At 63.0% G+C, this 20,371-nt stretch carries 19 protein-coding genes; 3 read left to right on the forward strand and 16 right to left on the reverse strand.

Annotated features, from left to right (window positions below; all coding sequences use genetic code 11):
• Window positions 1-70: 70 nt before the first annotated feature.
• From EOA16_RS26185 to EOA16_RS26235, 11 genes are all read right to left on the reverse strand, one after another.
• A complete protein-coding gene (locus tag EOA16_RS26185; protein WP_127260783.1) occupies window positions 71-430 on the reverse strand; it encodes a nitrile hydratase accessory protein in 360 nt (119 codons plus the stop codon).
• The gene (nthB, locus tag EOA16_RS26190) at window positions 417-1,076 is read right to left on the reverse strand and encodes a nitrile hydratase subunit beta (RefSeq protein ID WP_127260784.1); all 660 of its coding nucleotides are present in this window, start codon (window positions 1,074-1,076) and stop codon (window positions 417-419) included. The genes EOA16_RS26185 and nthB overlap by 14 nt, the downstream gene beginning before the upstream one ends.
• Window positions 1,073-1,678 carry a nitrile hydratase subunit alpha gene (nthA, locus tag EOA16_RS26195; protein ID WP_127260785.1) on the reverse strand — a complete coding sequence of 202 codons (606 nt, stop codon included), beginning with the start codon at window positions 1,676-1,678 and terminating at the stop codon, window positions 1,073-1,075. Before nthA ends, nthB begins: the two co-directional genes overlap by 4 nt.
• An 80-nt stretch (window positions 1,679-1,758) precedes the next feature.
• On the reverse strand, window positions 1,759-4,920 hold the full coding sequence (locus tag EOA16_RS26200) for an efflux RND transporter permease subunit (RefSeq protein WP_127260786.1): 3,162 nt from the start codon (window positions 4,918-4,920) through the stop codon (window positions 1,759-1,761).
• Window positions 4,917-6,176: an efflux RND transporter periplasmic adaptor subunit gene (locus tag EOA16_RS26205; RefSeq protein WP_127260787.1), complete on the reverse strand. Its 1,260-nt coding sequence runs from the start codon at window positions 6,174-6,176 to the stop codon at window positions 4,917-4,919. Before EOA16_RS26205 ends, EOA16_RS26200 begins: the two co-directional genes overlap by 4 nt.
• A 219-nt stretch (window positions 6,177-6,395) precedes the next feature.
• The gene (locus EOA16_RS26210; protein ID WP_127260788.1) at window positions 6,396-6,710 is read right to left on the reverse strand and encodes an addiction module antidote protein; all 315 of its coding nucleotides are present in this window, start codon (window positions 6,708-6,710) and stop codon (window positions 6,396-6,398) included.
• Window positions 6,710-6,997 (reverse strand): type II toxin-antitoxin system RelE/ParE family toxin, encoded by a 288-nt coding sequence (locus EOA16_RS26215; protein ID WP_127260789.1) that lies wholly within the window; start codon window positions 6,995-6,997, stop codon window positions 6,710-6,712. The genes EOA16_RS26210 and EOA16_RS26215 overlap by 1 nt, the downstream gene beginning before the upstream one ends.
• 108 nt (window positions 6,998-7,105) lie before the next feature.
• Entirely contained in the window at window positions 7,106-7,702 is a 597-nt protein-coding gene (locus tag EOA16_RS26220) for a LysE family translocator (RefSeq protein WP_127260790.1), read from the reverse strand.
• Between the two features lie 82 nt (window positions 7,703-7,784).
• On the reverse strand, window positions 7,785-8,357 hold the full coding sequence (ilvN, locus tag EOA16_RS26225; RefSeq protein WP_127260791.1) for an acetolactate synthase small subunit: 573 nt from the start codon (window positions 8,355-8,357) through the stop codon (window positions 7,785-7,787).
• A gap of 86 nt (window positions 8,358-8,443) precedes the next feature.
• Complete coding sequence (locus EOA16_RS26230; RefSeq protein WP_127260792.1) at window positions 8,444-10,225, reverse strand: acetolactate synthase 3 large subunit; 1,782 nt, start codon at window positions 10,223-10,225, stop codon at window positions 8,444-8,446.
• A gap of 257 nt (window positions 10,226-10,482) precedes the next feature.
• Complete coding sequence (locus EOA16_RS26235; RefSeq protein WP_245456028.1) at window positions 10,483-11,706, reverse strand: DUF6600 domain-containing protein; 1,224 nt, start codon at window positions 11,704-11,706, stop codon at window positions 10,483-10,485.
• A 351-nt stretch (window positions 11,707-12,057) separates the two neighbouring features.
• Between EOA16_RS26235 and EOA16_RS26240 the strand changes: the two genes are divergently transcribed.
• Entirely contained in the window at window positions 12,058-13,860 is a 1,803-nt protein-coding gene (locus EOA16_RS26240; RefSeq protein ID WP_127260793.1) for an NAD(P)/FAD-dependent oxidoreductase, read from the forward strand.
• Between the two features lie 72 nt (window positions 13,861-13,932).
• Here the strand turns inward: EOA16_RS26240 and EOA16_RS26245 are convergent, their stop codons facing one another.
• Together EOA16_RS26245 and EOA16_RS26250 are read right to left on the reverse strand one after the other, a co-directional pair.
• Window positions 13,933-14,520, reverse strand: a complete 588-nt coding sequence (locus EOA16_RS26245; RefSeq protein ID WP_127260794.1) for an HD domain-containing protein — start codon at window positions 14,518-14,520, stop codon at window positions 13,933-13,935.
• Window positions 14,517-15,668, reverse strand: coding sequence for a gamma-butyrobetaine dioxygenase (locus EOA16_RS26250; protein ID WP_127260795.1), 1,152 nt, complete (start codon window positions 15,666-15,668; stop codon window positions 14,517-14,519). Before EOA16_RS26250 ends, EOA16_RS26245 begins: the two co-directional genes overlap by 4 nt.
• A 120-nt stretch (window positions 15,669-15,788) precedes the next feature.
• Here EOA16_RS26250 and EOA16_RS26255 point away from each other — a divergent pair, with 120 nt between their 5' ends.
• Window positions 15,789-16,667: a LysR family transcriptional regulator gene (locus tag EOA16_RS26255; protein WP_127260796.1), complete on the forward strand. Its 879-nt coding sequence runs from the start codon at window positions 15,789-15,791 to the stop codon at window positions 16,665-16,667.
• Window positions 16,668-16,671: 4 nt separating this feature from the next.
• On the opposite strand, the gene EOA16_RS26260 is transcribed toward EOA16_RS26255, so the two are convergent.
• Genes EOA16_RS26260 through EOA16_RS26270 form a run of 3 tightly spaced genes read right to left on the reverse strand, consistent with a single transcriptional unit; the run spans window position 16,672 to window position 18,114 of the window.
• Window positions 16,672-17,199, reverse strand: a complete 528-nt coding sequence (locus EOA16_RS26260) for an N-acetyltransferase (protein WP_127260804.1) — start codon at window positions 17,197-17,199, stop codon at window positions 16,672-16,674.
• Between the two features lie 38 nt (window positions 17,200-17,237).
• Window positions 17,238-17,546, reverse strand: coding sequence for a hypothetical protein (locus EOA16_RS26265; RefSeq protein WP_127260797.1), 309 nt, complete (start codon window positions 17,544-17,546; stop codon window positions 17,238-17,240).
• A gap of 4 nt (window positions 17,547-17,550) precedes the next feature.
• Entirely contained in the window at window positions 17,551-18,114 is a 564-nt protein-coding gene (locus tag EOA16_RS26270) for an XRE family transcriptional regulator (RefSeq protein ID WP_127260798.1), read from the reverse strand.
• Between the two features lie 154 nt (window positions 18,115-18,268).
• Between EOA16_RS26270 and EOA16_RS26275 the strand changes: the two genes are divergently transcribed.
• Window positions 18,269-20,098 carry an ATP-binding protein gene (locus EOA16_RS26275; RefSeq protein WP_127260799.1) on the forward strand — a complete coding sequence of 610 codons (1,830 nt, stop codon included), beginning with the start codon at window positions 18,269-18,271 and terminating at the stop codon, window positions 20,096-20,098.
• Window positions 20,099-20,371: the final 273 nt, after the last annotated feature.

Raw genomic sequence — 20,371 nt, forward strand, 5'->3', positions numbered from 1 at the left:
GCCGCCGACGGGTCAGGCTATCAGGCACGGACAAGAACGTAAAGGGAACAGACAAATCCACCCCACACCTTTATCGGATCTGCCGGGGATCGTTCTCCAGCAGGATCGGCTTGCCGTGCGGGGTGGCGTGTGCGGCGCGCTCCCAGGCTTCAGCCATCGCGTCGACATCGGCTCTGGCTGCCAGCCCTTTTGAAATAAGCAGGCTTTCCAGTGCCGCCAACCAATGTTCGTAATAATCGTGGCCGTCGGCAGCAGCACCGGGCTTCTTCACTTCGCTCGACAGCGCCTGCGCCCACTCGCTCCACGAAAACAGGCCCTTGTCGTGCAGCGCAACCGTCATGGCAAAGGCTTCGGCCTGCCATGGCTCGGCGAAAACAGGGGCATCGACGCCCGGCGGCAAATCGGCCATGTCCGACTCACGCCGGCTCAAGATAGCTCTCCCAGGCATCGATCGACACGACAAGCCCCGGGTCGGCCCCCTCGCCCCAGATTTCCGGCCCTTCGAAAACCACCGTGTAGACCCATTGCGGGTTTTCGCCGTAGCCATGCGCGTTCGAGTCGGGGAATACAAACCCATCGCGCACGGCCTCAATCGTTCCATGCTTGCCGCGTGCGTAACGCGGCAGCCGCGTGTGGCCGGTCGGGTTGAAGTTCTTGGTCCGCACGGGATCGCCGGCCTTGAACCGCGCCGGCTGCGCCACCGGCCGGTCACAAGGACCGCCCTTGGCCAGCACATCAGGCACGTTTTCCGCCTTTAACACCCGTCTCGGCACCGCTGCCGGATCGACCGCCGTGCCTGTCTCGAGATCGCGCTCGCTGACGAAGCCATGGCGCTTCAACAGCTCCTCCAGCGCCTTGATCCATATCTGGTAGTAGCTCGATGAATAGTAGACAGCCGGATGCAGCGATTCCCGCGCATGCCGGCTCTCGTCGATGTTCCAGGCTCCCATGGCGCCGGCGCACAACGTCACGCCGAGCGCCCGCCTTTCCCACGCGGCATGGAAATAAGGTTCGTCCTTTTCAGGCGCGACGGGGCCGAACCCCATCTGCCCGCCGAGATCGTGCGGCCCGTTCATGCCGGCTGCCTCGCCAGGCCGGTCCCGATCATCGCATCGCGGCTGACCAGCTCCGCCAGCCGCTCCTCGCTCCAGCCCTCGGTATTTTCGGGCCGCATCGGCACGACGAGATAGCGCAGCTCGGCGGTGGAATCCCAGACGCGAATTTTCCTGTCCGCCGGCAGCGTCAGCCCGAACTCCTCCAGCACGCCGCGCGGATCGATCACCGCGCGCGAACGATAGGGCGGCGCCTTGTACCAGACAGGCGGCAGACCGAGCACCGACCAAGGATAGCAGGAGCACAGCGTGCAGACGACGAGATTATGGGTGTCCTGCGTGTTGAACACCGCCTGCATGTGCTCGCCCTGGCGGCCGGTATAGCCAAGCGATGCGATCGCCGCCGTCGCGTCGCGCTTCAGCCATGCGGCAAAGGCAGGATCGCTCCAGGCCTTGGCCACCACCCTGGCACCGTTGCGCGGGCCGATCTTCGTCTCGTATGTATCGACGATGACGTCGATCGCGCTCGGATCGATCAGCCCCTTCTGGGTGAGGATGGTTTCCAGCGCCCGCACGCGGGCGGCAAACGGATCGAGTTCGTTGTCGTGGTCATGATCATGGGACATGACTGCAAAATACGTTTCCGATCATGGCGCCGCAAGCACGACGGCTTGGGCCAACGGCATATGGCGTCGGCCCTATCACATCATTCGGCGGCCGCCCGCTGCGGTTCGGGCAGCATGTCTTCCCTGGCCTTGAACAGCGAGGGCTGGTCAACATCATCGGCCGGGGCCGGCTCGCCCTTGCGCTTCGACCAAAGCGAGACCAGCCAGCCCGAGAAATTCTCCATGTAGACATAGATCACCGGCGTCACGAACAGGGTCAGTGCCTGTGAAGCCAGCAGGCCGCCGACAACGGCAACGCCCAGCGGCTGGCGCAGTTCGGCGCTGGCGCCGGTGCCGAGCGCAATCGGGAATGTGCCCATCAGTGCCGCCAGCGTCGTCATCATGATCGGCCTGAACCGCATCAGGCAGGCCTTGTGGATCGACTCGGTCGCGGACATGCCTTCTCGTCGCAGTTCGAGCGCGACATCCACCATCATGATGCCGTTCTTCTTGACGATGCCGATCAGCATCAGGATGCCGATCACCGCGATGACGGACAGATCCATGCCGGCGAAGCGCAAGGCAACAACCGCTCCGAGCACGGCCGACGGCAGGCCGGTGAGGATGGTCAGCGGGTGGATGAAGCTCTCGTAGAGGATGCCGAGCACGATGTAGATGGTCAGGATCGCGCCGCCGACCAGAAAACCCTGGTTGGCAAGGGAATCCTGGAAGGTCTTGGCCGTGCCGGCGAAGGTGGTCGAGATCACCGTCGGCATGCCGATCTGCTCCTTCAGCGCATTGATGCGCGTCACGCTGTCGCCCAGCGCCACGCCCTGCGGCAGATTGTAGGAGATGGTCACGGCCGGAAGCTGGCCGAGCTGGTTGACAGTCAGGGCGCCGGCCGTGCGATCGACCCGGGCGAAGGCGCCGAGCGGAACCAGACTGCCGCTTGCCGTCCTCATCTGGATGGCCAGCATCCGCTCGGGCGACCACTCGATCTTGGGATCGAGCTCGGTGATGACTTCGTAGCTGTCGGCCGAACCGAAGATTGTCGAAACCTGGTCGGTGCCGAACCCGCCATAGAGGGCGGAGCGCAACGTGTCGGTGTCGATACCGAGCTGGGCGGCCTTGTCGCGATCCACCACCAGCGTCGCCTGGAGCGCATTGTTCTGAAGATCGCTGGTGACGTCGGTGAAGTTCGCATGGTCGGCCGCCATCGCGTCGTTCAGTTTCTGCGCCCAAATATCGGTCAGGCCGGTATCAAGCCCCTGAACCACGAGTTGGTAGGCGCTGGCCGACGACCGCGAGCCCAGCCTCAAATTCTGCACCGGCTGCATGTAGGTCTCGATGCCCGCCACGCCGGCCAGTTGCTTGCGCAGATCAGCAAGCACCTTCTCGATATCGGGACGCTGATCCTTGCCCTTGAGCTGGACGAAAAGCTGCCCCTGGTTGAGCGCATTGTTGCCGCTGCCCGCCGACCACGCCACATGGTCGACATAGGGCGAATGCGAGAAGACGCTGGCGACCTGTCCTTGCAGCCTGGACATGGCGTCGAAAGAGATGTCCTGACGCGCGATGGTGATCACCGATATCTGGCCGATGTCCTCCTGCGGGAAGAAACCCTTCGGCGAAGTCTGGATTAGCCACACGGACGCTGCGGCGGTGCCGACGAAGACGAGAAACACCAGGAAGGTGTGCCGCAGGCAGAAGCTCAAGACCCTATCGTAGCCGCGCGTGACGAGGTCCTGCTTGCGGCCGGGGCCATGCTTGTCGCGGTCGGCCTTGGTCACCGACAGCAACCGCGAGCACAGCATCGGCGTCAGCGTCAGCGACACGAACATCGAGGCCAGGATGGCGACCGTCACCACGACGGCGAACTCGTTGAAGATGCGCCCGATGACGCCGCCCATCAAAAGCACCGGGATGAACACGGCGACCAGCGAGATCGAGATCGAGATGATGGTGAAGCCGATTTCGCGCGCGCCCTTCAGGGATGCGTCGAAGGCTGACAATCCATCCTCCTCCATGTGGCGGAAGATGTTTTCAAGCATCACTATGGCATCGTCGACGACGAGGCCCACCGCAAGCGTCAGGCCCATCAGCGAGATGTTGTCGATGGAAAAGCCGAACAGGAACATCGCGCCGAGCGTGGCGATCAGCGAGATCGGCACCGCCACGGCCGGGATGATCGTCGCCGTCACCCGGCGCAGGAACACGAAGATCACCATGATCACCAGTGCAATGGTGAGCAGCAGCGTGAACTGCACGTCGCTGACCGCCTGGCGGATCGAACTGGAGCGGTCGTTAAGCAGCTTGATGTCGGCGGCGGCCGGCATCTGGTCCTTGAAGGACGGCAGCATCGCCTTGACCTTGTCGACGACGTCGACCGTGTTGGCGTCGGGCTGGCGCTGCACGGCCATGATGATCGCGCGGGTACCATCGTACCAACTTGCGGTCGTGGTCGTCTGCACCGAATCGACGACCCGGGTCACCTCGCCCAGCCGTACCGGATGACCGTTCTTGGTGGCGATGATGATGTTGGAGAAGCCGGCGGCGTCGGTCAACTGCGTGTTGGCGGTGATGGTGAGCTGCTGCTTGTCGTTCTGAAGCACGCCGAGCGGCGTGTTGCTGTTGGCCGAGGCGACCGCCGCCTGCAGCTGATCGATCGAGATGCCGCGCGCCGCAAGCGCGGTCGGGTCGATCTGGATGCGCACCGCGTATTTCTGCTGGCCGAAGATCGAGACCTGCGCCACGCCGTCGATGGTCGACAGCGACGGCGAGATGACATTTTCCGCGAAAGCATCGAGATCGGTCAGCGGAACCGTGTCGCTGACCAGCGACATCAAAAGGATCGGCGCGTCGGCCGGATTGACCTTGCGATAGCTCGGCGGCGACGTCATCTGCGGCGGCAGCGATTTCTGCGTGCGGGCGATCGCGGCCTGCACATCGGCCGCCGCCGCATCGATGTCGCGGTTGAGCACGAACTGGATGGCGATCGAGGTCTGGCCAAGCGAGTTGGTGGTCGAGATCGAATCGATGCCGGCGATGGTCGCGAACTGCTTGATCAGCGGCGTCGCCACCGATGTCGCCATGGTTTCCGGCGAGGCGCCGGGCAGCGAAGCCGAGACGTTGACCACCGGAAATTCCGCGCTGGGCAGAGCTGCCACCGGCAGGAATTTGTAGGCGAACAGCCCGCCCAGCACCAGGGCGAACGACATCAGGAGGGTGGCGACAGGTCGGCGTATGCAGAATTCGGAGATCATTGGGCCGCCTCGCCGGCGTTGGTCGCCTCGGCCACCTTGGGCGCGGCAGCACCCGCCGTGGCCTTGCCTTCATGCACCGCGGCGCCGTCCTTCAGCCTCGTCTGGCCTTCGGTGACGACTTTCTCGCCGCTTTTCAGCCCCTGGCTGATGGCGCTGTTGTCGCCTTCGGTCAGCGCCACCTGCACCGGCCGCATCTCGACCGTATTGTCCGGCTTGACCACATAGACGAACGGCCCCTTCTGGCTTGGCTGCACCGCGACGGTAGGAACCGATGTCATCTGCGGCATGATGCCGGCGTCGAGCACGACATTCACATACTGGCCCGGCCATAGCGAAAGGTCTGCATTGGGAATGCTTGCCCGCGTCGCAATGGTGCCCGACGCGGTGTCGACGCTGGAGTCCACGAAATCGAGCGTGCCCTTGCCGATCGGCGTCGGTTCGCCATCCTTGGTCAGCGTCACCGCGCCCTGCTGCGGATTGGCAAGCGCCTTGTGCAGCAGCGCAAGGTTGCTCTCGGGAAGGTTGAAGTTGACCTGCAGCGGGTCCATCTGGGTGATGGTCACCAGCGGGGTCGCCGTACTGCTGTTGCCATTGCTGACGGTGACGAGATCGCCGACGGCGACGCTGACAGCACCCAGCCTGCCGGAAATCGGCGCCGTGATCGTGGCGAAGCCAAGCTGGACATTGTCGGCGTCGATCGTCGCCTTGTCGGCATCGACAGTCGCTGCGGCAGCCTTCTGCGCGGCGACGGCCTGGTCGTAGGTCTGCTGCGTGCCGGCCTGCTTGGCGACCAGATCCTTGGCGCGCTGGAGATCGGACTGCGAGCTGGCGAGCATCGCCTGATCCTTGGCGAGCGCTGCCTGATCCTTGGCAAGCTGCGCCTTCAGCGCCCGGTCATCGAGCGAAAACAAAACGTCGCCGACCCTGACCATCTGCCCGTCCTTGACGTCGATGGACACGATCTGGCTGGACACCCGCGCGTTGATATTGACGACGGCGGGAGAGGAAACGAAGCCGATGGCGTAGCGCCGGATCGGGAAATCGGCTGTCGAGGCGACGGCCGAGAGGATGGAGGCCGAGCGCGCAGCACTGGCGTCTTTCTTGTCCGAAGCCGCAACCTGTTTGTCCGGCGCGGCAGCCTGCTTTGCACCGATGACCTGCTGGACCCTGCCAAGCGCGTCAGGCGAAAGATAGAGCCACCCGGCCGCACCCAGGCAGGCGACGGCCAGCAACGAAAGAACGACTTTTCCACGCATGGTCAAAGGCCCTCTCCACCCGACACGTCGTGGTCCGATGGTTCTATTCTAGCGCAAATCACGGCCCGTTGCCGCGATTTCGCCGAATAGATAGGACAGGCCTTTGTCGGAAAAGAGCCAAAAGGCGGCATTACGAAGATTTAATGTGCACTGCACAATGGATGTGCAACACAGGGCGGCACGACAAGGTTATGGTGAAGGGCGGTCACGCGAAGCGAGTTAGCCAGCGAGGCGCACCTTGGCATCGTCCTTGGCAGCTTCGGCTGTCAACCTGAGCCCGAGCGCCTTCATAACACCGAGCAGAGTTGAAAGCTTAGGATCACCCTTGTCACTCAGCGCCTTGTATAGCGCCTCACGCGTGACGCCAGCGTCCTTGGCAATGGACGTCATGCCCCGTGCCCTGGCCACGTTGCCGAGCGCATGGGTGATAATGGCAGGATCGCCGTCTTCGAAGGCCGCTTGGATATAGGCCGAGATTGCCTCCTCGCTGTCGAGAAATTCGGAAGCGTCCCATTTGGTGGTTTCGATGGTCATTAGACCTCCTTCGCCATGCTGATGGCTTTCTTGATGTCGGCCTTTTGCGATGACTTATCGCCACCGCAGAGCAGAATGATGATCGTGTTGCCTGTCCTGACGAAATAGACGCGATAGCCTGGGCCATAGTCGACCCGCAATTCGCCGATGCCGTCGAAGAACTTGGCATCGCCGAGGTTGCCAAGCTCGACACGATCGATCCGGACCTGAATGCGCGCCTTGGCCCGCATGTCCTTTAGGGACCTGAACCAGTCGGAGAATTCAGCTGTTTTACGGACTTCGATCATGGGTATTTTGTAATCTACAATTCACATATCGTCAAACGGAATGTGAATTGTAGTTCACAGAAAGCTCATCCCTTTCACGCCACGTCAGCGTTTCGGAGCCGCTCAAACCTACCTCAGCATCGGCCAAAGCGTCGCCGCCAGCAGTACGCCCATGGCGATGTTGAACCATTTCAGCCGCACCGGATCCGACAGGAAACCGCGCAGCGCGGTGCCGAAACCCGCCCACACCGAGACGCTCGGCAAATTGACGACGGTGAACGCTACAGCGATCAACACCACCGACAGGAACGGGTGCTCGGCATTGGCATAGACGGCCATGGCGGTGATCGCCATCACCCATGCCTTGGGATTGACCCACTGGAATGCGGCTGCCTCGATGAAGCGCATAGGACGCGCCTTCGTCTCGCCCTTGCCGGTCAGCGTGCGCGACATGGCGATCTTCCAGGCGAGGTACAGAAGATAGGCGCCGCCGGCGATCTTGAGCGCGGTTTGCAGCGCCGGGAACGCCGTCAGCACAGCGCCGAGGCCAAGACCGACGGCAAGCAGCAGCACGAGGAAACCCATGCTGATGCCCACCATGTGCGGAACCGATCTGACGAGGCCGAAATTCACGCCTGACGTCAAAAGCATGAGGTTGTTCGGTCCCGGCGTGATCGAGGTCACGAAGGCGTAGACAAGCAGGGCAAGGAATGCGTCGAGCGACATGGATATCCTCCCTGGCAAGTCAGCACCGGAAGCCTCATTATGGACGCTGGCTGGCGCGTTCGGCGCCAACCCCGCCGAAGTCCTACATCGCCTGCGGACCGCGGTTCAATGCGGCCACGCCGGTGCGGCAGATCTCGATTAGGCCGAGCGGCTTCATGATGGCGATGAACTGGTCGATCTTGGAGCCCTTGCCGGTGATCTCGAAAATGAAATGCTCGGTGTTGGCGTCGATGACGCTGGCGCGGAACGCGTCGGCCAGCCGCAGCGCCTCGACGCGGGCCTCGCCGGTGCCGGCGACCTTGACCAGCGCCAGTTCGCGCTCCAGCGGCCGCTCCTGGCCGGATTCATGCGAGCGCACGGTCAGGTCGACGACGCGGTGAACCGGCACGATGCGCTCGAGCTGGTGTTTGATCTGCTCCAGCACATGCGGCGTGCCGCGCGTCACGATGGTGATGCGCGACAGGTGTTTTTCATGCTCGGTCTCGGAGACGGTCAGGCTCTCGATGTTGTAGCCGCGCCCGGAAAACAGGCCGATGACCCGGGCAAGCACGCCCGGCTCATTGTCGACCAGCACGGAGAGCGTGTGGTTTTCCGGCTTTTCCGTCTCCTTGGCGATGAAATAGGCAGAGCCGGTCGGTTGTAGCTGTGCGTTCATGACATGAATCTCGTTTTTCAAGCTCTTGAGCTAATTCTCTGTTTGCGCAGGGCTTTCTCGCGATAGCCCTGCCTTGGTTCTGCCGGCTACACCAGTTCCCTGCCCTTGGCGTCGATGGCGTTGGCCACCGCCTCGTCCGTCGCCTCGTCGGGCAACAGCATCTCGTTGTGCGCCTTGCCCGACGGGATCATCGGGAAGCAGTTGGCGAGCGTCGCCACGCGGCAATCGAACAGCACCGGCTTCCTGACCGAGATCATCTCCTTGATCGCGTCGTCCAGTTCGTCAGGCTTCTCGCAGCGAATGCCGTGGCCGCCATAGGCCTCGGCCAGCTTGACGAAGTCCGGCATCGCCTCCGTGTAGGAATGCGACAGCCGGTTGCCGTGCAGCAGCTGCTGCCACTGCCGCACCATGCCCATATACTGGTTGTTGAGGATGAAAATCTTGATCGGTGCATCGTGCTGCACGGCAGCGCTCATCTCCTGCATCGTCATCTGCACCGAAGCGTCGCCGGCGATGTCGATGACCAGCGCGTCCGGATGCGCGATCTGAACGCCGAGTGCCGCCGGCAGGCCGTAGCCCATCGTGCCCAGCCCGCCCGACGTCATCCAGCGGTTCGGCTTCTCGAAATGATAATGCTGCGCCGCCCACATCTGGTGCTGGCCGACCTCGGTGGTGATGTAGGTGTCCATGCCCTTGGTCAGTTCGTAGAGCCGCTCGATGGCGTATTGCGGCATGATCACGTCGTTGTTCATCTTGTAGGCGAGCGAGTCGCGCGCACGCCATTTGGCGATCTGCTCCCACCAGGGGTAGAGCGCCTTCCTGTCGGCCTTGGCGCTCGCGCGCCACAGCCGCACCATATCCTCCAGCACCCGGCCGACATCACCGATGATCGGCACCTCGGTGTGGACGTTCTTGTTGATCGACGACGGATCAATGTCGATGTGGATCTTCTTCGAGTTCGGCGAGAATGCAGTGAGCCTGCCGGTGATGCGGTCGTCGAACCGCGCGCCGATGCAGATCATCACGTCGCAATCATGCATGGCCATGTTGGCTTCATAGGTGCCGTGCATGCCGAGCATGCCCATCCAGTTCTTGCCCGATGCCGGATAGGCACCCAGGCCCATCAGCGTCGAGGTGATCGGGAACCCGGTGAGATCGACCAGTTCGCGCAGCAGATGGCTCGCCTCCGGACCGGAATTGATGACGCCGCCGCCGCTGTAGATGATCGGCTTCCTGGCTCCCGCCATCAGCTCGACCGCCGCCTTGATCTTTTCCAGGTCGCCCTGGACCTTGGGCTGGTAGCTGGTGCGCGGCGCGATCTGCGGCGGGACATAGAATCCCTTGGCGAACTGCACGTCCTTCGGGATATCGACGACAACCGGACCCGGACGGCCGGTGGTCGCGACATGGAAGGCCTCGTGGATGGTGGCGGCGAGCTCGTTGACGTCCTTCACCAGCCAGTTGTGCTTGGTGCAGGGGCGCGTGATGCCGACCGTATCGCATTCCTGAAAAGCGTCGGAGCCGATCAGCGAGGTCGGCACCTGCCCGGTCAGGCAGACCAGCGGGATCGAATCCATCAGGGCGTCCTGCAGCGGCGTCACCGCATTGGTGGCGCCGGGGCCCGACGTCACCAGCATGACACCGGCCTTGCCGGTGGAGCGCGCATAGCCTTCCGCGGCATGGCCGGCGCCCTGCTCGTGGCGCACCAGTATGTGCTCGACCTCGTCCTGCTGGAAGATCTCGTCATAGATCGGAAGGACAGCGCCGCCCGGATAGCCGAAGACATGCTTGACGCCATTGTCCTTCAGCGCCTGCACCACCATTTCGGCGCCCGTCATCTCGCGCCGCTCGTTCTGTCCGTTGCTCATCGGTCTGGTCCCGTACTGTCGCCATTGGGCGTTTGCTGGTCGTTTAGTCGTGTTTCAGGCAATAAAAAAGGCCCCCGAGGGAGCCTGTGTCTTGCGCATGGGGGGTTTTCGCCCGGCGGTTACACCGCCTTGCCCACGCGCTTTCCTACGAGAATGAGTGCCGTTTTCATGGTGGCGGACACTAAGGGCGGGAAAGGCGGCCTGTCAACGGGAAAAATCGCGCCGGCGCGCGCAGCGGGCCGGCGCGATTGCGGTGATCAGCCCGGCGCCTTGCAGCGGGAAACGCGCGGATCGCATTTGGAAACCTTCCTGGCCTGCATCTTCGCTGGCGGATGGTGAGGTGCCATCCTTGCCGGGCCATGGTGCTGGGGCATGTGCATTGCCAACGCCTGCTGATGCGGCTTTTGTTGCCCTGCACCGCGTGCTGGACGCTGCCCCGAAACCGGCTTGGCCGAACCCGGTTTGGCCGACGATTTGACAACGTTACGTCCATCGCCCGCGGTCCTGTCGGCATGCAGCTTGAGCGCATCGGCCTTCGCGCCGTTGCCGGCGGCCATCCGCTTGCGCACGGCGTCGCCAGGCTTCACGACGGCCGGATTGCTGGCAGCCACCGCGCCCGGATAAATGGCCTTGCCGCCGATCGCAGTCTTGGGGCCCGCCACGATTTGCCCCTTCCCGGTTGCATTGCCGGCAAGCTTCTTGATCTCCGCGCCCCTGGAAGCATCGAGCCGTGCACTGGCAAACACGCCTTTGGGCGGAGGAACCAGTCTTGCCGCCTTGATCGATTCGATGACGGGCTTCGGGAGTTGCTGCAGCCGGGGTCCGGCATTGATTGCAACCACCTGATTGCCAAGCCGCACATGCGGCGCATTGTTGACCACGACCGTCTGGTTGATGATCGTCGTGTTTCGCACGATGACGACGTTCTCCTGAACCGGCCGCACCACCCTGACCAGATCGACCGCGCCGATCGCCGCCACAGGCACGAAACACCACCAGGCGTCGTCGAAGGCGACACCGACGTCGGGAGGCGCCGGAGCCCAGCCGACATCATTGCCACCCTGGCGCCAGACCACCCAGGCCGGCGCCCATTGATCGCCTGATATCCACACCCAGCCGAAATCGGGATCATAGGCCCAGCGGCCGTAGTGATAGACGACATCGCCGAATGGCTCGGTGGATTGCCAGTACCAGCCGTCGTCGGTCCAGACCCATCTGCCTTCGGTGTAGGGCCGCCATTCGGTACGGACCGAGGGAACCCAGACATCGCCGAAGCGGCTGGAGGTTCGCCATCCGCCATAGTTCGAAAGCCTTTCGTGGACGGTGACGGAAATTTCCGCCGCATGCGCCTGCGTTGCGGGCAGCACCAGCGGGCCGGTCAGGGTCGCGCTCAAGGCCATGATCGCGGCCATTGCTGCAGCACGCCCACGCCGGCCGAGAGAGTGAAGTGAAGACGCTTCGATAAAGGGTATGATGATCATAACGGGCTCCAGAGTTCCGCATCCAGAAAATCCCGGGAACCGCCCTGTTGCCCGCCACCGCTTCCCGGCTTCTCACCGATCGGTTGTCATCGGCCTCGGTGACTGCATTGCGGCATTTGCCCATCAATTTTGCGCGACCGGCGCGGCATTCACAGATGGGACGTTCGTTTCCGGCGCCCGGGCGATTCCGAAACCGCCTGGCGATCCCATTTCGAGGATAGACTATTGAAATCGCTGGAAACTATGGTGGGGCGTGACGAGGGCCGCCATCTCTGGCGATACTTGATCGTCCGGCGGCAAGCCCGGCGGAGCCACCACCATGACGATCTGGATTTCACGGGAGGAAACCTGATGCTCGACAAGGCCCCTAGCAAGAAACTGTCCGACCTGCTCGATCAGTTCGGCGCCGCGCTTGCTGCCAATGACATCGAGAAGGCGGTCGATTGCTTTCAAGAGGATTGCTACTGGCGCGACCTCGTTACCTTCACCTGGAACATCAAGACCATGGAAGGCCGCGATCAGGTCCGCGACATGCTGAAAAGCCAGTTGTCGAACACCAAGCCATCGCATTTTGCCATTGCCAAGGGCGAGGACGCGACCGAGAGCGGCGGGCTGATCGAGGGCTGGATCAGCTTCGAGACGGAGGTGGCACGTGGCTTCGGTCATATCAGACTGAAAGACGGCAAGATCTGGACGCTGCTGACCACCATGGCCGAACTGAAAGGCCACGAGGAGCCGGCAGGCTTCGCGCGGCCGATGGGCACCAGGCACGGCTCGGGCAAGAACCGTCCGACATGGAAAGAAGAACGCGAGAGGGAGGCCGCCGAGCTCGGCTTTAAGACGCAGCCCTATACGGTCATCATCGGTGGCGGCCAGGGCGGTATCGCGCTCGGCGCAAGGCTGCGGCAACTCGGTGTGCCGACCATCATCATCGAGAAGAACGAGCGGGCCGGCGACAGCTGGCGCAAGCGCTACAAGTCGCTGTGCCTGCATGACCCGGTCTGGTACGACCATCTGCCCTATATCGATTTCCCAAAGAACTGGCCTGTCTTCTCGCCCAAGGACAAGATCGGCGACTGGCTGGAAATGTACACCAAGGTGATGGAGCTGAATTACTGGTCCTCGACCGAGGCCAAAAGCGCTTCCTATGACGACAAGAAGAAGGAATGGACCGTTGTCGTCCACCGCGATGGCAAGGACATCACGCTGAGGCCCAAGCAGTTGGTGCTGGCGACTGGACAATCCGGCAAGGCCAATCTGCCAAAATTCAAGGGCATGGAAACCTTCAAGGGCGATCAGCACCACTCCTCGAAGCATCCGGGTCCCGACGCCTATGCCGGCAAAAAGGCCGTTGTAATCGGCTCCAACAATTCCGCCCATGACATCGCTGCGGCACTTTGGGAAGCCGGCGCCGACGTCACCATGGTGCAGCGCTCCAGTACCCACATCTCCCGGTCCGACACGTTGATGGAAATCGGACTGGGTTCGCTCTATTCGGAGCAGGCGCTGCAGAATGGCATCACCACGGCCAAGGCCGATCTCATCTTCGCTTCGCTGCCCTACAAGATCCTGCACGAGTTCCAGATCCCGGCCTATGCCGAGATGAAGAAACGCGACGCGGCCTTCTACAAGGGGCTGGAAAAGGCCGGCTTCATGCTCGACTGGGGCGACGACGAATCCGGCCTGTTCATGAAGTACCTCAGGCGCGGCTCTGGCTATTACATCGATGTCGGCGCCTCGCAGCTGGTCATCGATGGTTCGATCAAGCTGAAGAGCGGCGTCGACGTCGAAGAGATCAAGCAACACTCGGTTCTGCTCAGCGACGGGTCGGAACTGCCTGCGGACCTCATCGTCTACGCCACCGGCTACGGCTCGATGAACGGCTGGGCCGCCGATCTGATATCGCGCGAGACCGCCGACAAGGTCGGCAAATGCTGGGGCCTCGGCTCGAACACCACCAAGGATCCCGGCCCCTGGGAAGGCGAATTGCGCAACATGTGGAAGCCGACGCAACAGGAAGCACTGTGGTTCCACGGCGGCAACCTGCATCAGTCGCGCCACTATTCGCAATTCCTGTCGCTGCAGTTGAAGGCAAGGCAGGCAGGCCTGCCGACGCCGGTCTACGGGCTGCAGCAGGTCCATCACAAGGGATAGCCGAGCGCCATTCCGGCAAAGCCGGAAGAAACAAGGAGGCACGGCTTGCACCCTGCCTCCTTTCTCGAGGAATTACGCCGGCTTGCCCGCCGCGAACTGCGTCACCACCCGCTGCAGCAGCGGCACGTAATCGCGAAATGTCCGTGTCTTCATGTTGGCGATCTTGCCGCTCTCGTCCCAGATGCGGACCCGGACCGCTTCCTCATGGAAGGGGTTCTTGCGGAACTCGGCAACCTCCTCGGCACTCATGGGCCCGCCTTGCAGCGACAGCGTATGAACCGAGGCCTGCGAAAGCTTGCCGAAATAGGTCGGGTCGGCAGCGCAGAGATAGCGCTTGGCCGCGACATGCAGCCTGACGCATTCGACGATGACCGGTGGAAAGAACGGTGCCAGCACCTCGCCGCCGGCCTCGTCATGATGCTTGTCTTCTACATCCTCGGGCGAATAGGTGCCGAACTCGCTGGTGTAGTGACCGATGTCGTGCAGCAGCGCCGCCGCAACCAGTTCGTCCGGCGCGCCGTCCTTTTCGGCGAACCAGGCGCCCTGCAGCATGTGCTCCGACATGGTGACGGGTTCGCCGAGATAGGATTCTGCGCCCCGGCGCTCGAAGATGTCGGCAATGAATTCGACGATGGTGTCCGCGTTCAAATCCTGGCTCATTCCGCCGCCTCCTTGAACCCGTGCTCGATCGCCGCGAGCGTCGATAGCAAACCGTCCTTGTCGGCGTAGCAGCCCTGCAGCCAGCGCTTGCCGGTACCGGAAAATGCCTTGCGCGCATGCATGACGCGCGTGTTGTCGACGATGAACGCCTGCCCCGCTTCCAGCTTGAACGTCACCTCGAAGGATGGATCCTCGATCAGTTCGGCGAACCGGCGATAGGCGGCATAGTACGCTTCCATGTCGGCGAACGAAACGTCGACCGTCGGCGCCAGCGAGCGGTTGTTGAAGCGTATGCAGATCAGCTCGCCATCGGGCCCGAGCTCGATCATCGGCCGCTTCGCCTGCAGCCGAACGCCGGAAGAGCCGGCATATTCGAAGCGCGCCGGGCATGAGCTCAGCAGCCGGAAACCTTCCGGGTTCTCAGCCTGCAGCGCAGCCGCGACAGCAAACCCGTCGACGACGCTGGATTCGCCGCCCTCAACCGTATTCTCGATGCAGGACAGGATCTGCAGCGTCGGCACGGGGTCGCGATAGGGGTTGTCGGTGTGCGCCTGGAGGCCGAGATTGGTGTAGGCGAGATTGTTCGGATTGACCTCGGCGCGCACTTCGAACCAGCGGCCGTAATTGGTCTCCCTGATATAGCCGAACAGATCGGACACTTTGCACAGCGCCCCGGATTCGGCCGGCAGATCGTCCATCACCGCAAAACCATAGGCTTTCACCGCCGACAGCCACTGCCGCAAGACGGCTTGATCGCCGCTGGCAGCAGAATAACCGGCGCGCGGCACCGAATTCTGCATGGTGGCCTTGGTCCATCGCAAGATATCCTCGCCTGTCCAGCCAGGCCGGCGCGCCTCACGGCGATCATAGGTGTTGGCGCGCAGCCATGACGCGGGAAAGCTGACCGTCTTCTGCTCGGGCACGAAGCTGACTTCCAGGGCGCCGCCCTTGACCGATGCGGCACCGATCCTGGTGCCGGCGGGAATGTCGAGAATGGTGATCAGCCGTTGGCCGTTGCCGGCGCTGCGCGTCTTGTCGTCCAGCGCATTGTCGCGCAGCCACACGGCATGAAAATGGCTGCGCGTCCCGTCCTGCCAGCCAAGTTCGATTGTTCTGCCTTCGTCGCCGATCAGCGCGTGGGTGAGCATGGAGATCCGTTCCTGTCCTTTGCGTCCCCGCGCCTTATCCGCAGGGTTTCGATTGCATGGTGATCGCGCGACAGGCATAACTCAAATTATCATTTTTTGGCCAATGACCGCAGAACACTAATGACTCGAGCAAACCCACCCTTGCCGCCTCTGGACTGGCTGCGCAGTTTCGAGGCGGCGGCGCGGCTGTCGAATTTCACCGCGGCGGCAGGCGAGCTTGGCCTCACCCAGGCGGCCGTCAGCCAGCACATCCGGTTTCTCGAGGAGCGGCTGAAGACACGTTTGTTTTCGCGGCTGGCGCGCGGCGTCGCGCTGTCGCCGGAGGGTGCGGCCTACCTGCCCCACATCCAGTCGGCCTTCGCCACCATCGGCAACAGCACCGCGGAACTGTTCGAGCCACGCGCGGTCCAGACCGTGACCATCCGGGCGCCGATCTCCTTTGCCTTGCTGATGCTGGTTCCGGCGCTGCCCGTTCTGGCAAAGGCACTGCCGCGCATCCAGCTCGACCTGGTGACGATCCATCGCCCTGCTGACTACGATCTGCCGGGCTCGGTGCTCGACATCCGCTTCGGCAACGGATCGTTCCCCGGACGCGAAGCCGACAGGCTGACCGCCGAGCGGCTCGTGCCGGTGGCGTCGCCGGGCTTGACCGGCGTCGCGGACTGGACCTCCCTGCCGCTGCTTCTGGTTGCCGGCGCGCGCGAGATGTGGGCGGAATGGTTCGCCGCCGCCGGGCTGGCCGGCCACCCCAGGCGATCGCACCGCTTCGACAGTTTCGTTGCCGCCATGGAAGCGGCCAAGGCCGACGCCGGCGTGCTTTTGGGCTCGCGGCCGCTGGTCGACGCGGCGCTCGACAGCAAGACGCTGGTCAGGCTTTCCGACTACGAACTCTCCAGCACATCGGGGCATTTCCTGACCAAGGCGTCGACAGCGCGCCTGACCGGTGCCGAACAGGATTTCCGCAACTGGCTGCTGTCGCGCCTCTCCGCGCCGGCATGACCGGTTACGAGATTGGCCCGATCCGCTTCCAGTAGATCAGCGTGCCGGTCAGCTCGCCATGCGGCTTCAGTGCATAGTCCGGTATCTCACCGGCCAGCGTGAAGCCAAGCTTTTCATAGAGGCCTGAAGCGCCCTCCTCGGTTGCCGTGTCCAGAACCAGCAGCGTGCGGCCCTTCTCCACGGCGAGGCTCTCGGCGGCCCGCATCAGGCGCGTTCCCACACCCCTGCCCCGGCAATCGACTGATGTCATCAGCTTGGCGATCTCGGCCCGGTGCGGCTGGTTGGGCGGACAGTCGAGCAGCAAGGTCACGGTACCGACCAGGTTCTTGCCGTCCCAGGCGCCAAGCACCGCTCGTTCGCCCCTTGCCGCCGCGGCCAGCGATTTCTCCCAGAACGCCCTTGCCGCCTGCGGTGCCAACGGATGCATGAAGCTGACCGATCCGCCTGCCGCCACCGTTGCGACCAGCAATTCGGCCAGCATGTCCTGCGTCTCGGCAGCCGGGTCAAGGGTTGCGATCTCGATCGAATTCATGTGCAGGACATCCTGTGATAGAAGCTGACGCATCGCTGTCACTCCAGATGGCGCGCGCGCCGCCGCTTTCGCGCCGCCTTGATGGCGCTGATGCGTTCGGTGTCTTCGTGCCCGAGATGCCGCCCGCGCTCGAGAATCTCGAGCGTGTACTCCTCATAGGTCAGGCCCAGCCGCTCGGCTCTGTCCATGCGCAGCAGCATCACCTCGTGGCTCGGCGCCTTCCACGCCTTGGCATGGGCGGCCTGCCAGGCCAGGAAGATGTAGGGATCGCCCTTGCCCCATGGCGGGCCCTTGTATTCATCGAGAGGCGGCCCCCCATTGTGGGAGCGCTTTGGTCTTCTTGCCATTGTGTCAGCCCCTGACCAGCGCGACCAGATAGTCGGCACCGGGCTCCAGGGCGTGGAAGGTGCAGTCCGACGGCGCCCCAAGCGCCAAGCAGTCGCCTGGTTCGAGCCTGTGCACTGTCTCACCTTCGACGAATTCCAGCCGCCCGGATATCAGCCATATCTGCTGCTTGATGAAGGCGTATGAAGCAGCCGGAAAACTGACCCTGGCTCCCGCCGGCAGATGCACCTTGATCAGCTCCAGTGGCATGTCGGAAGCCGGCGAAAGATGCCGCCTGACATAGCCGGTATCGGGATCGCGCCACACCGGCTGGTCGGCCTCGCGCAACAGCGCGCCGCCCTGCAATTCCGCGCGTGCGATCAGGGTCGACAGCGTCATGCCGAAGGCCGCCGCGATGCGCACCAGAAGCGCCGCCGTCGGGCTGGTCTTGCCCCGCTCGATCGTGCTGAGCATCGCCTTCGAGACGCCGGAACGCTCCGCGAGTTCGGCCAGGGACCAGTCGCGCGCGATTCTTTCGGCGTGTATCCTGCGGCCGATCGTCGAGGAAATGTCGTTCGCTATATCATTCATATGTCTATTATAGCGAAAATATAGCACCGGAGAAGAGCCGCCTTGCGACAATTTTCACGGGGCCCTTAATGCTCTCTACACCATCCGACCTCATCGGGCCTTAACCCCATTCGGGTAGGATCGATGCTCCAGGGAAATGGGGATTGGCCTGTCCATGTATGTCGAACGCGAAGCCTCCGTCGGGGAACCGACCTCGCAGGAGCGCCGTCAGGCCGAGCAGAACGACAAGCGCATCCTTGGCAATGTCGTGCAATGCGATGGCGCGCGCGCCACCATCAGCGCCTATGCGGACGATGCCGACGGCGCGGTGACCGGCCTGTGGACGGTCGGCAAGATGATTTCCATCAATCTCGGATCGACGCGAACCGTCGGCCTGGTCTACGGGATCGGCAAGTCGGACCGCGCCTGGAGCAATGAGGGCCAAAACGCCATCGAGGTCAGCATCGAGCTGATCGGCGAAGTCCGTGACGGAGCAGAGCCCGGCGCCAAACCGGTCTTCGACCGCGGCATCACCACTTATCCGCATATCGGTGCCGTTGCGCATCGCATCCGCACCCGCGACCTGCAGGCGGTCTATGACCTCGCCGGGCGTCATTCGATCACCATCGGCACGCTCGCGCAGGACGAGACGATCGCCGCCAACATCGCCATCGACGATACGCTGGCGCGTCACTTCGCCATTGTCGGCACAACCGGCGTCGGCAAATCCACCGCCGTCTCGCTGCTGCTGCGCAAGTCGATAGCGGCACGGCCGGATCTGCGCATCCTGATCCTCGACCCGCACAACGAGTTCGCTGCATCGCTGCCCGAATACTGCGTCAGGGTCGATTCCAAAACCTTGGATCTGCCGTTCTGGATGTTCAAGCTCGAGGAATTCGCCGAGGTGCTGTTCCGAGGTCGCGAGACCGAGCCGGAAGAAATCGACGCCTTGCGCGATCTCATCCCGGCCGCCAAGAATCTCTACCGCAACCCGAATTCGGGCTCCTATATCAGGCGCGGCAGCGATGCGCTGACGGCCGATACGCCGGTGCCTTACCGCATCGCCGACCTGCTCAAGCAGATCGATGAGCGCATGGGCATGCTCGAAAGCAAGACCGATCGCCCGACGCTCAAATCGCTGAAGACGCGCATCGAATCGGCGGCGGCCGATCCACGCTACCGCTTCATGTTCAACTCGCGCCTGATCGAGGACACCATCCACGAGACGATCGGCAACATCTTCCGCGTGCCGCATCATGGCCGACCGGTAACCTGCTTCGAGATGGCCGGCATGCCGTCCGAAGTGGTCAATTCGGTCTGCTCGGTGCTGGCGCGCCTGGCCTTCGACCTCGCTCTGTGGAGCGAGGGCAAGTTGCAGCTTCTGTTTTTGTGCGAAGAAGCGCACCGCTATATGCCGGCTGACCCGCGCCTCGGCTTCGCGCCGACCAGGCATGCGCTGTCGCGCATCGCCAAGGAAGGCCGCAAATATGGCTGCTATCTCGGCGTCGTCACCCAGCGCCCTGGCGAGCTCGACCCGACCATCCTGTCGCAATGCTCGACCTTCTTCGCCATGCGGCTCGCCAATGAGCAGGACCAGGCGATCATCCGCTCGGCGATTGCCGACTCTTCCGCCTCGACGCTTGCCTTCCTGTCCTCCATGGGCCAGCGCGAAGCCATCGCCTTCGGCGAAGGCGTGGCGACGACCATGCGGCTGAAGTTCGAAAAACTGCCGAGCGAACTGCTCCCCGGCACCGCAAAACGCGAAGAGGCCACGTCGAAGCCGGGCGACGATGTCGATCTGGTTGCGATCGTCGAACGACTGCGCAACGTGCCTAAATCAACGCAGCAGGCGATGGCCTTCGCCGAGGTCGTCGATTCGGGCCGCCAGGCCGGCGATCCCGACTACCGCAAGCCACCCGCCGCGCGCGCGCCGTCGGACGACGATTTCGACATGCGCTACGGTCTCAAGCCCGCAACCTTTGGCCTGCGCCCGCAAAACGATTGAGCCTGCAGTTCCCTGACGACCGGCCGGTAAGCCGCACCGGGGACTCCGCATCGTCAAACCAGCTTGGGTAAATCCCGAAAGGGAATTCATCAGGCCGGGTTGAATGGCGTGGTTTCGAGAAGCCGGAGCGGAGCGGACATTCAGTCCGTGTTGGGGTGGACGGCCCCCGACGGCATCGTGATGTGCCAGAATGAGGTCGTTGCAGATCTCAAACAAGGGAGACCGTCCGTGGAAAATCTTATTCGCATTGGCCTGGATACGTCAAAGAGCGTT

It is taken from the genome of Mesorhizobium sp. M7A.F.Ca.US.008.03.1.1 (assembly GCF_003997495.1).
Taxonomy (GTDB): domain Bacteria; phylum Pseudomonadota; class Alphaproteobacteria; order Rhizobiales; family Rhizobiaceae; genus Mesorhizobium.

Excerpts from the sequence above, each read along its gene's own strand:
- nthB (WP_127260784.1), bottom strand. The coding sequence starts at position 1,076 with ATGAACGGGCCGCACGATCTCGGCGGGCAGATGGGGTTCGGCCCCGTC.
- nthA (WP_127260785.1), bottom strand. The coding sequence starts at position 1,678 with ATGTCCCATGATCATGACCACGACAACGAACTCGATCCGTTTGCCGCC.
- EOA16_RS26200 (WP_127260786.1), bottom strand. The coding sequence starts at position 4,920 with ATGATCTCCGAATTCTGCATACGCCGACCTGTCGCCACCCTCCTGATG.
- EOA16_RS26205 (WP_127260787.1), bottom strand. The coding sequence starts at position 6,176 with ATGCGTGGAAAAGTCGTTCTTTCGTTGCTGGCCGTCGCCTGCCTGGGT.
- EOA16_RS26210 (WP_127260788.1), bottom strand. The coding sequence starts at position 6,710 with ATGACCATCGAAACCACCAAATGGGACGCTTCCGAATTTCTCGACAGC.
- EOA16_RS26215 (WP_127260789.1), bottom strand. The coding sequence starts at position 6,997 with ATGATCGAAGTCCGTAAAACAGCTGAATTCTCCGACTGGTTCAGGTCC.
- EOA16_RS26220 (WP_127260790.1), bottom strand. The coding sequence starts at position 7,702 with ATGTCGCTCGACGCATTCCTTGCCCTGCTTGTCTACGCCTTCGTGACC.
- ilvN (WP_127260791.1), bottom strand. The coding sequence starts at position 8,357 with ATGAACGCACAGCTACAACCGACCGGCTCTGCCTATTTCATCGCCAAG.
- EOA16_RS26230 (WP_127260792.1), bottom strand. The coding sequence starts at position 10,225 with ATGAGCAACGGACAGAACGAGCGGCGCGAGATGACGGGCGCCGAAATG.
- EOA16_RS26235 (WP_245456028.1), bottom strand. The coding sequence starts at position 11,706 with ATGATCATCATACCCTTTATCGAAGCGTCTTCACTTCACTCTCTCGGC.
- EOA16_RS26240 (WP_127260793.1), top strand. The coding sequence starts at position 12,058 with ATGCTCGACAAGGCCCCTAGCAAGAAACTGTCCGACCTGCTCGATCAG.
- EOA16_RS26245 (WP_127260794.1), bottom strand. The coding sequence starts at position 14,520 with ATGAGCCAGGATTTGAACGCGGACACCATCGTCGAATTCATTGCCGAC.
- EOA16_RS26250 (WP_127260795.1), bottom strand. The coding sequence starts at position 15,668 with ATGCTCACCCACGCGCTGATCGGCGACGAAGGCAGAACAATCGAACTT.
- EOA16_RS26255 (WP_127260796.1), top strand. The coding sequence starts at position 15,789 with ATGACTCGAGCAAACCCACCCTTGCCGCCTCTGGACTGGCTGCGCAGT.
- EOA16_RS26260 (WP_127260804.1), bottom strand. The coding sequence starts at position 17,199 with ATGAATTCGATCGAGATCGCAACCCTTGACCCGGCTGCCGAGACGCAG.
- EOA16_RS26265 (WP_127260797.1), bottom strand. The coding sequence starts at position 17,546 with ATGGCAAGAAGACCAAAGCGCTCCCACAATGGGGGGCCGCCTCTCGAT.
- EOA16_RS26270 (WP_127260798.1), bottom strand. The coding sequence starts at position 18,114 with ATGAATGATATAGCGAACGACATTTCCTCGACGATCGGCCGCAGGATA.
- EOA16_RS26275 (WP_127260799.1), top strand. The coding sequence starts at position 18,269 with ATGTATGTCGAACGCGAAGCCTCCGTCGGGGAACCGACCTCGCAGGAG.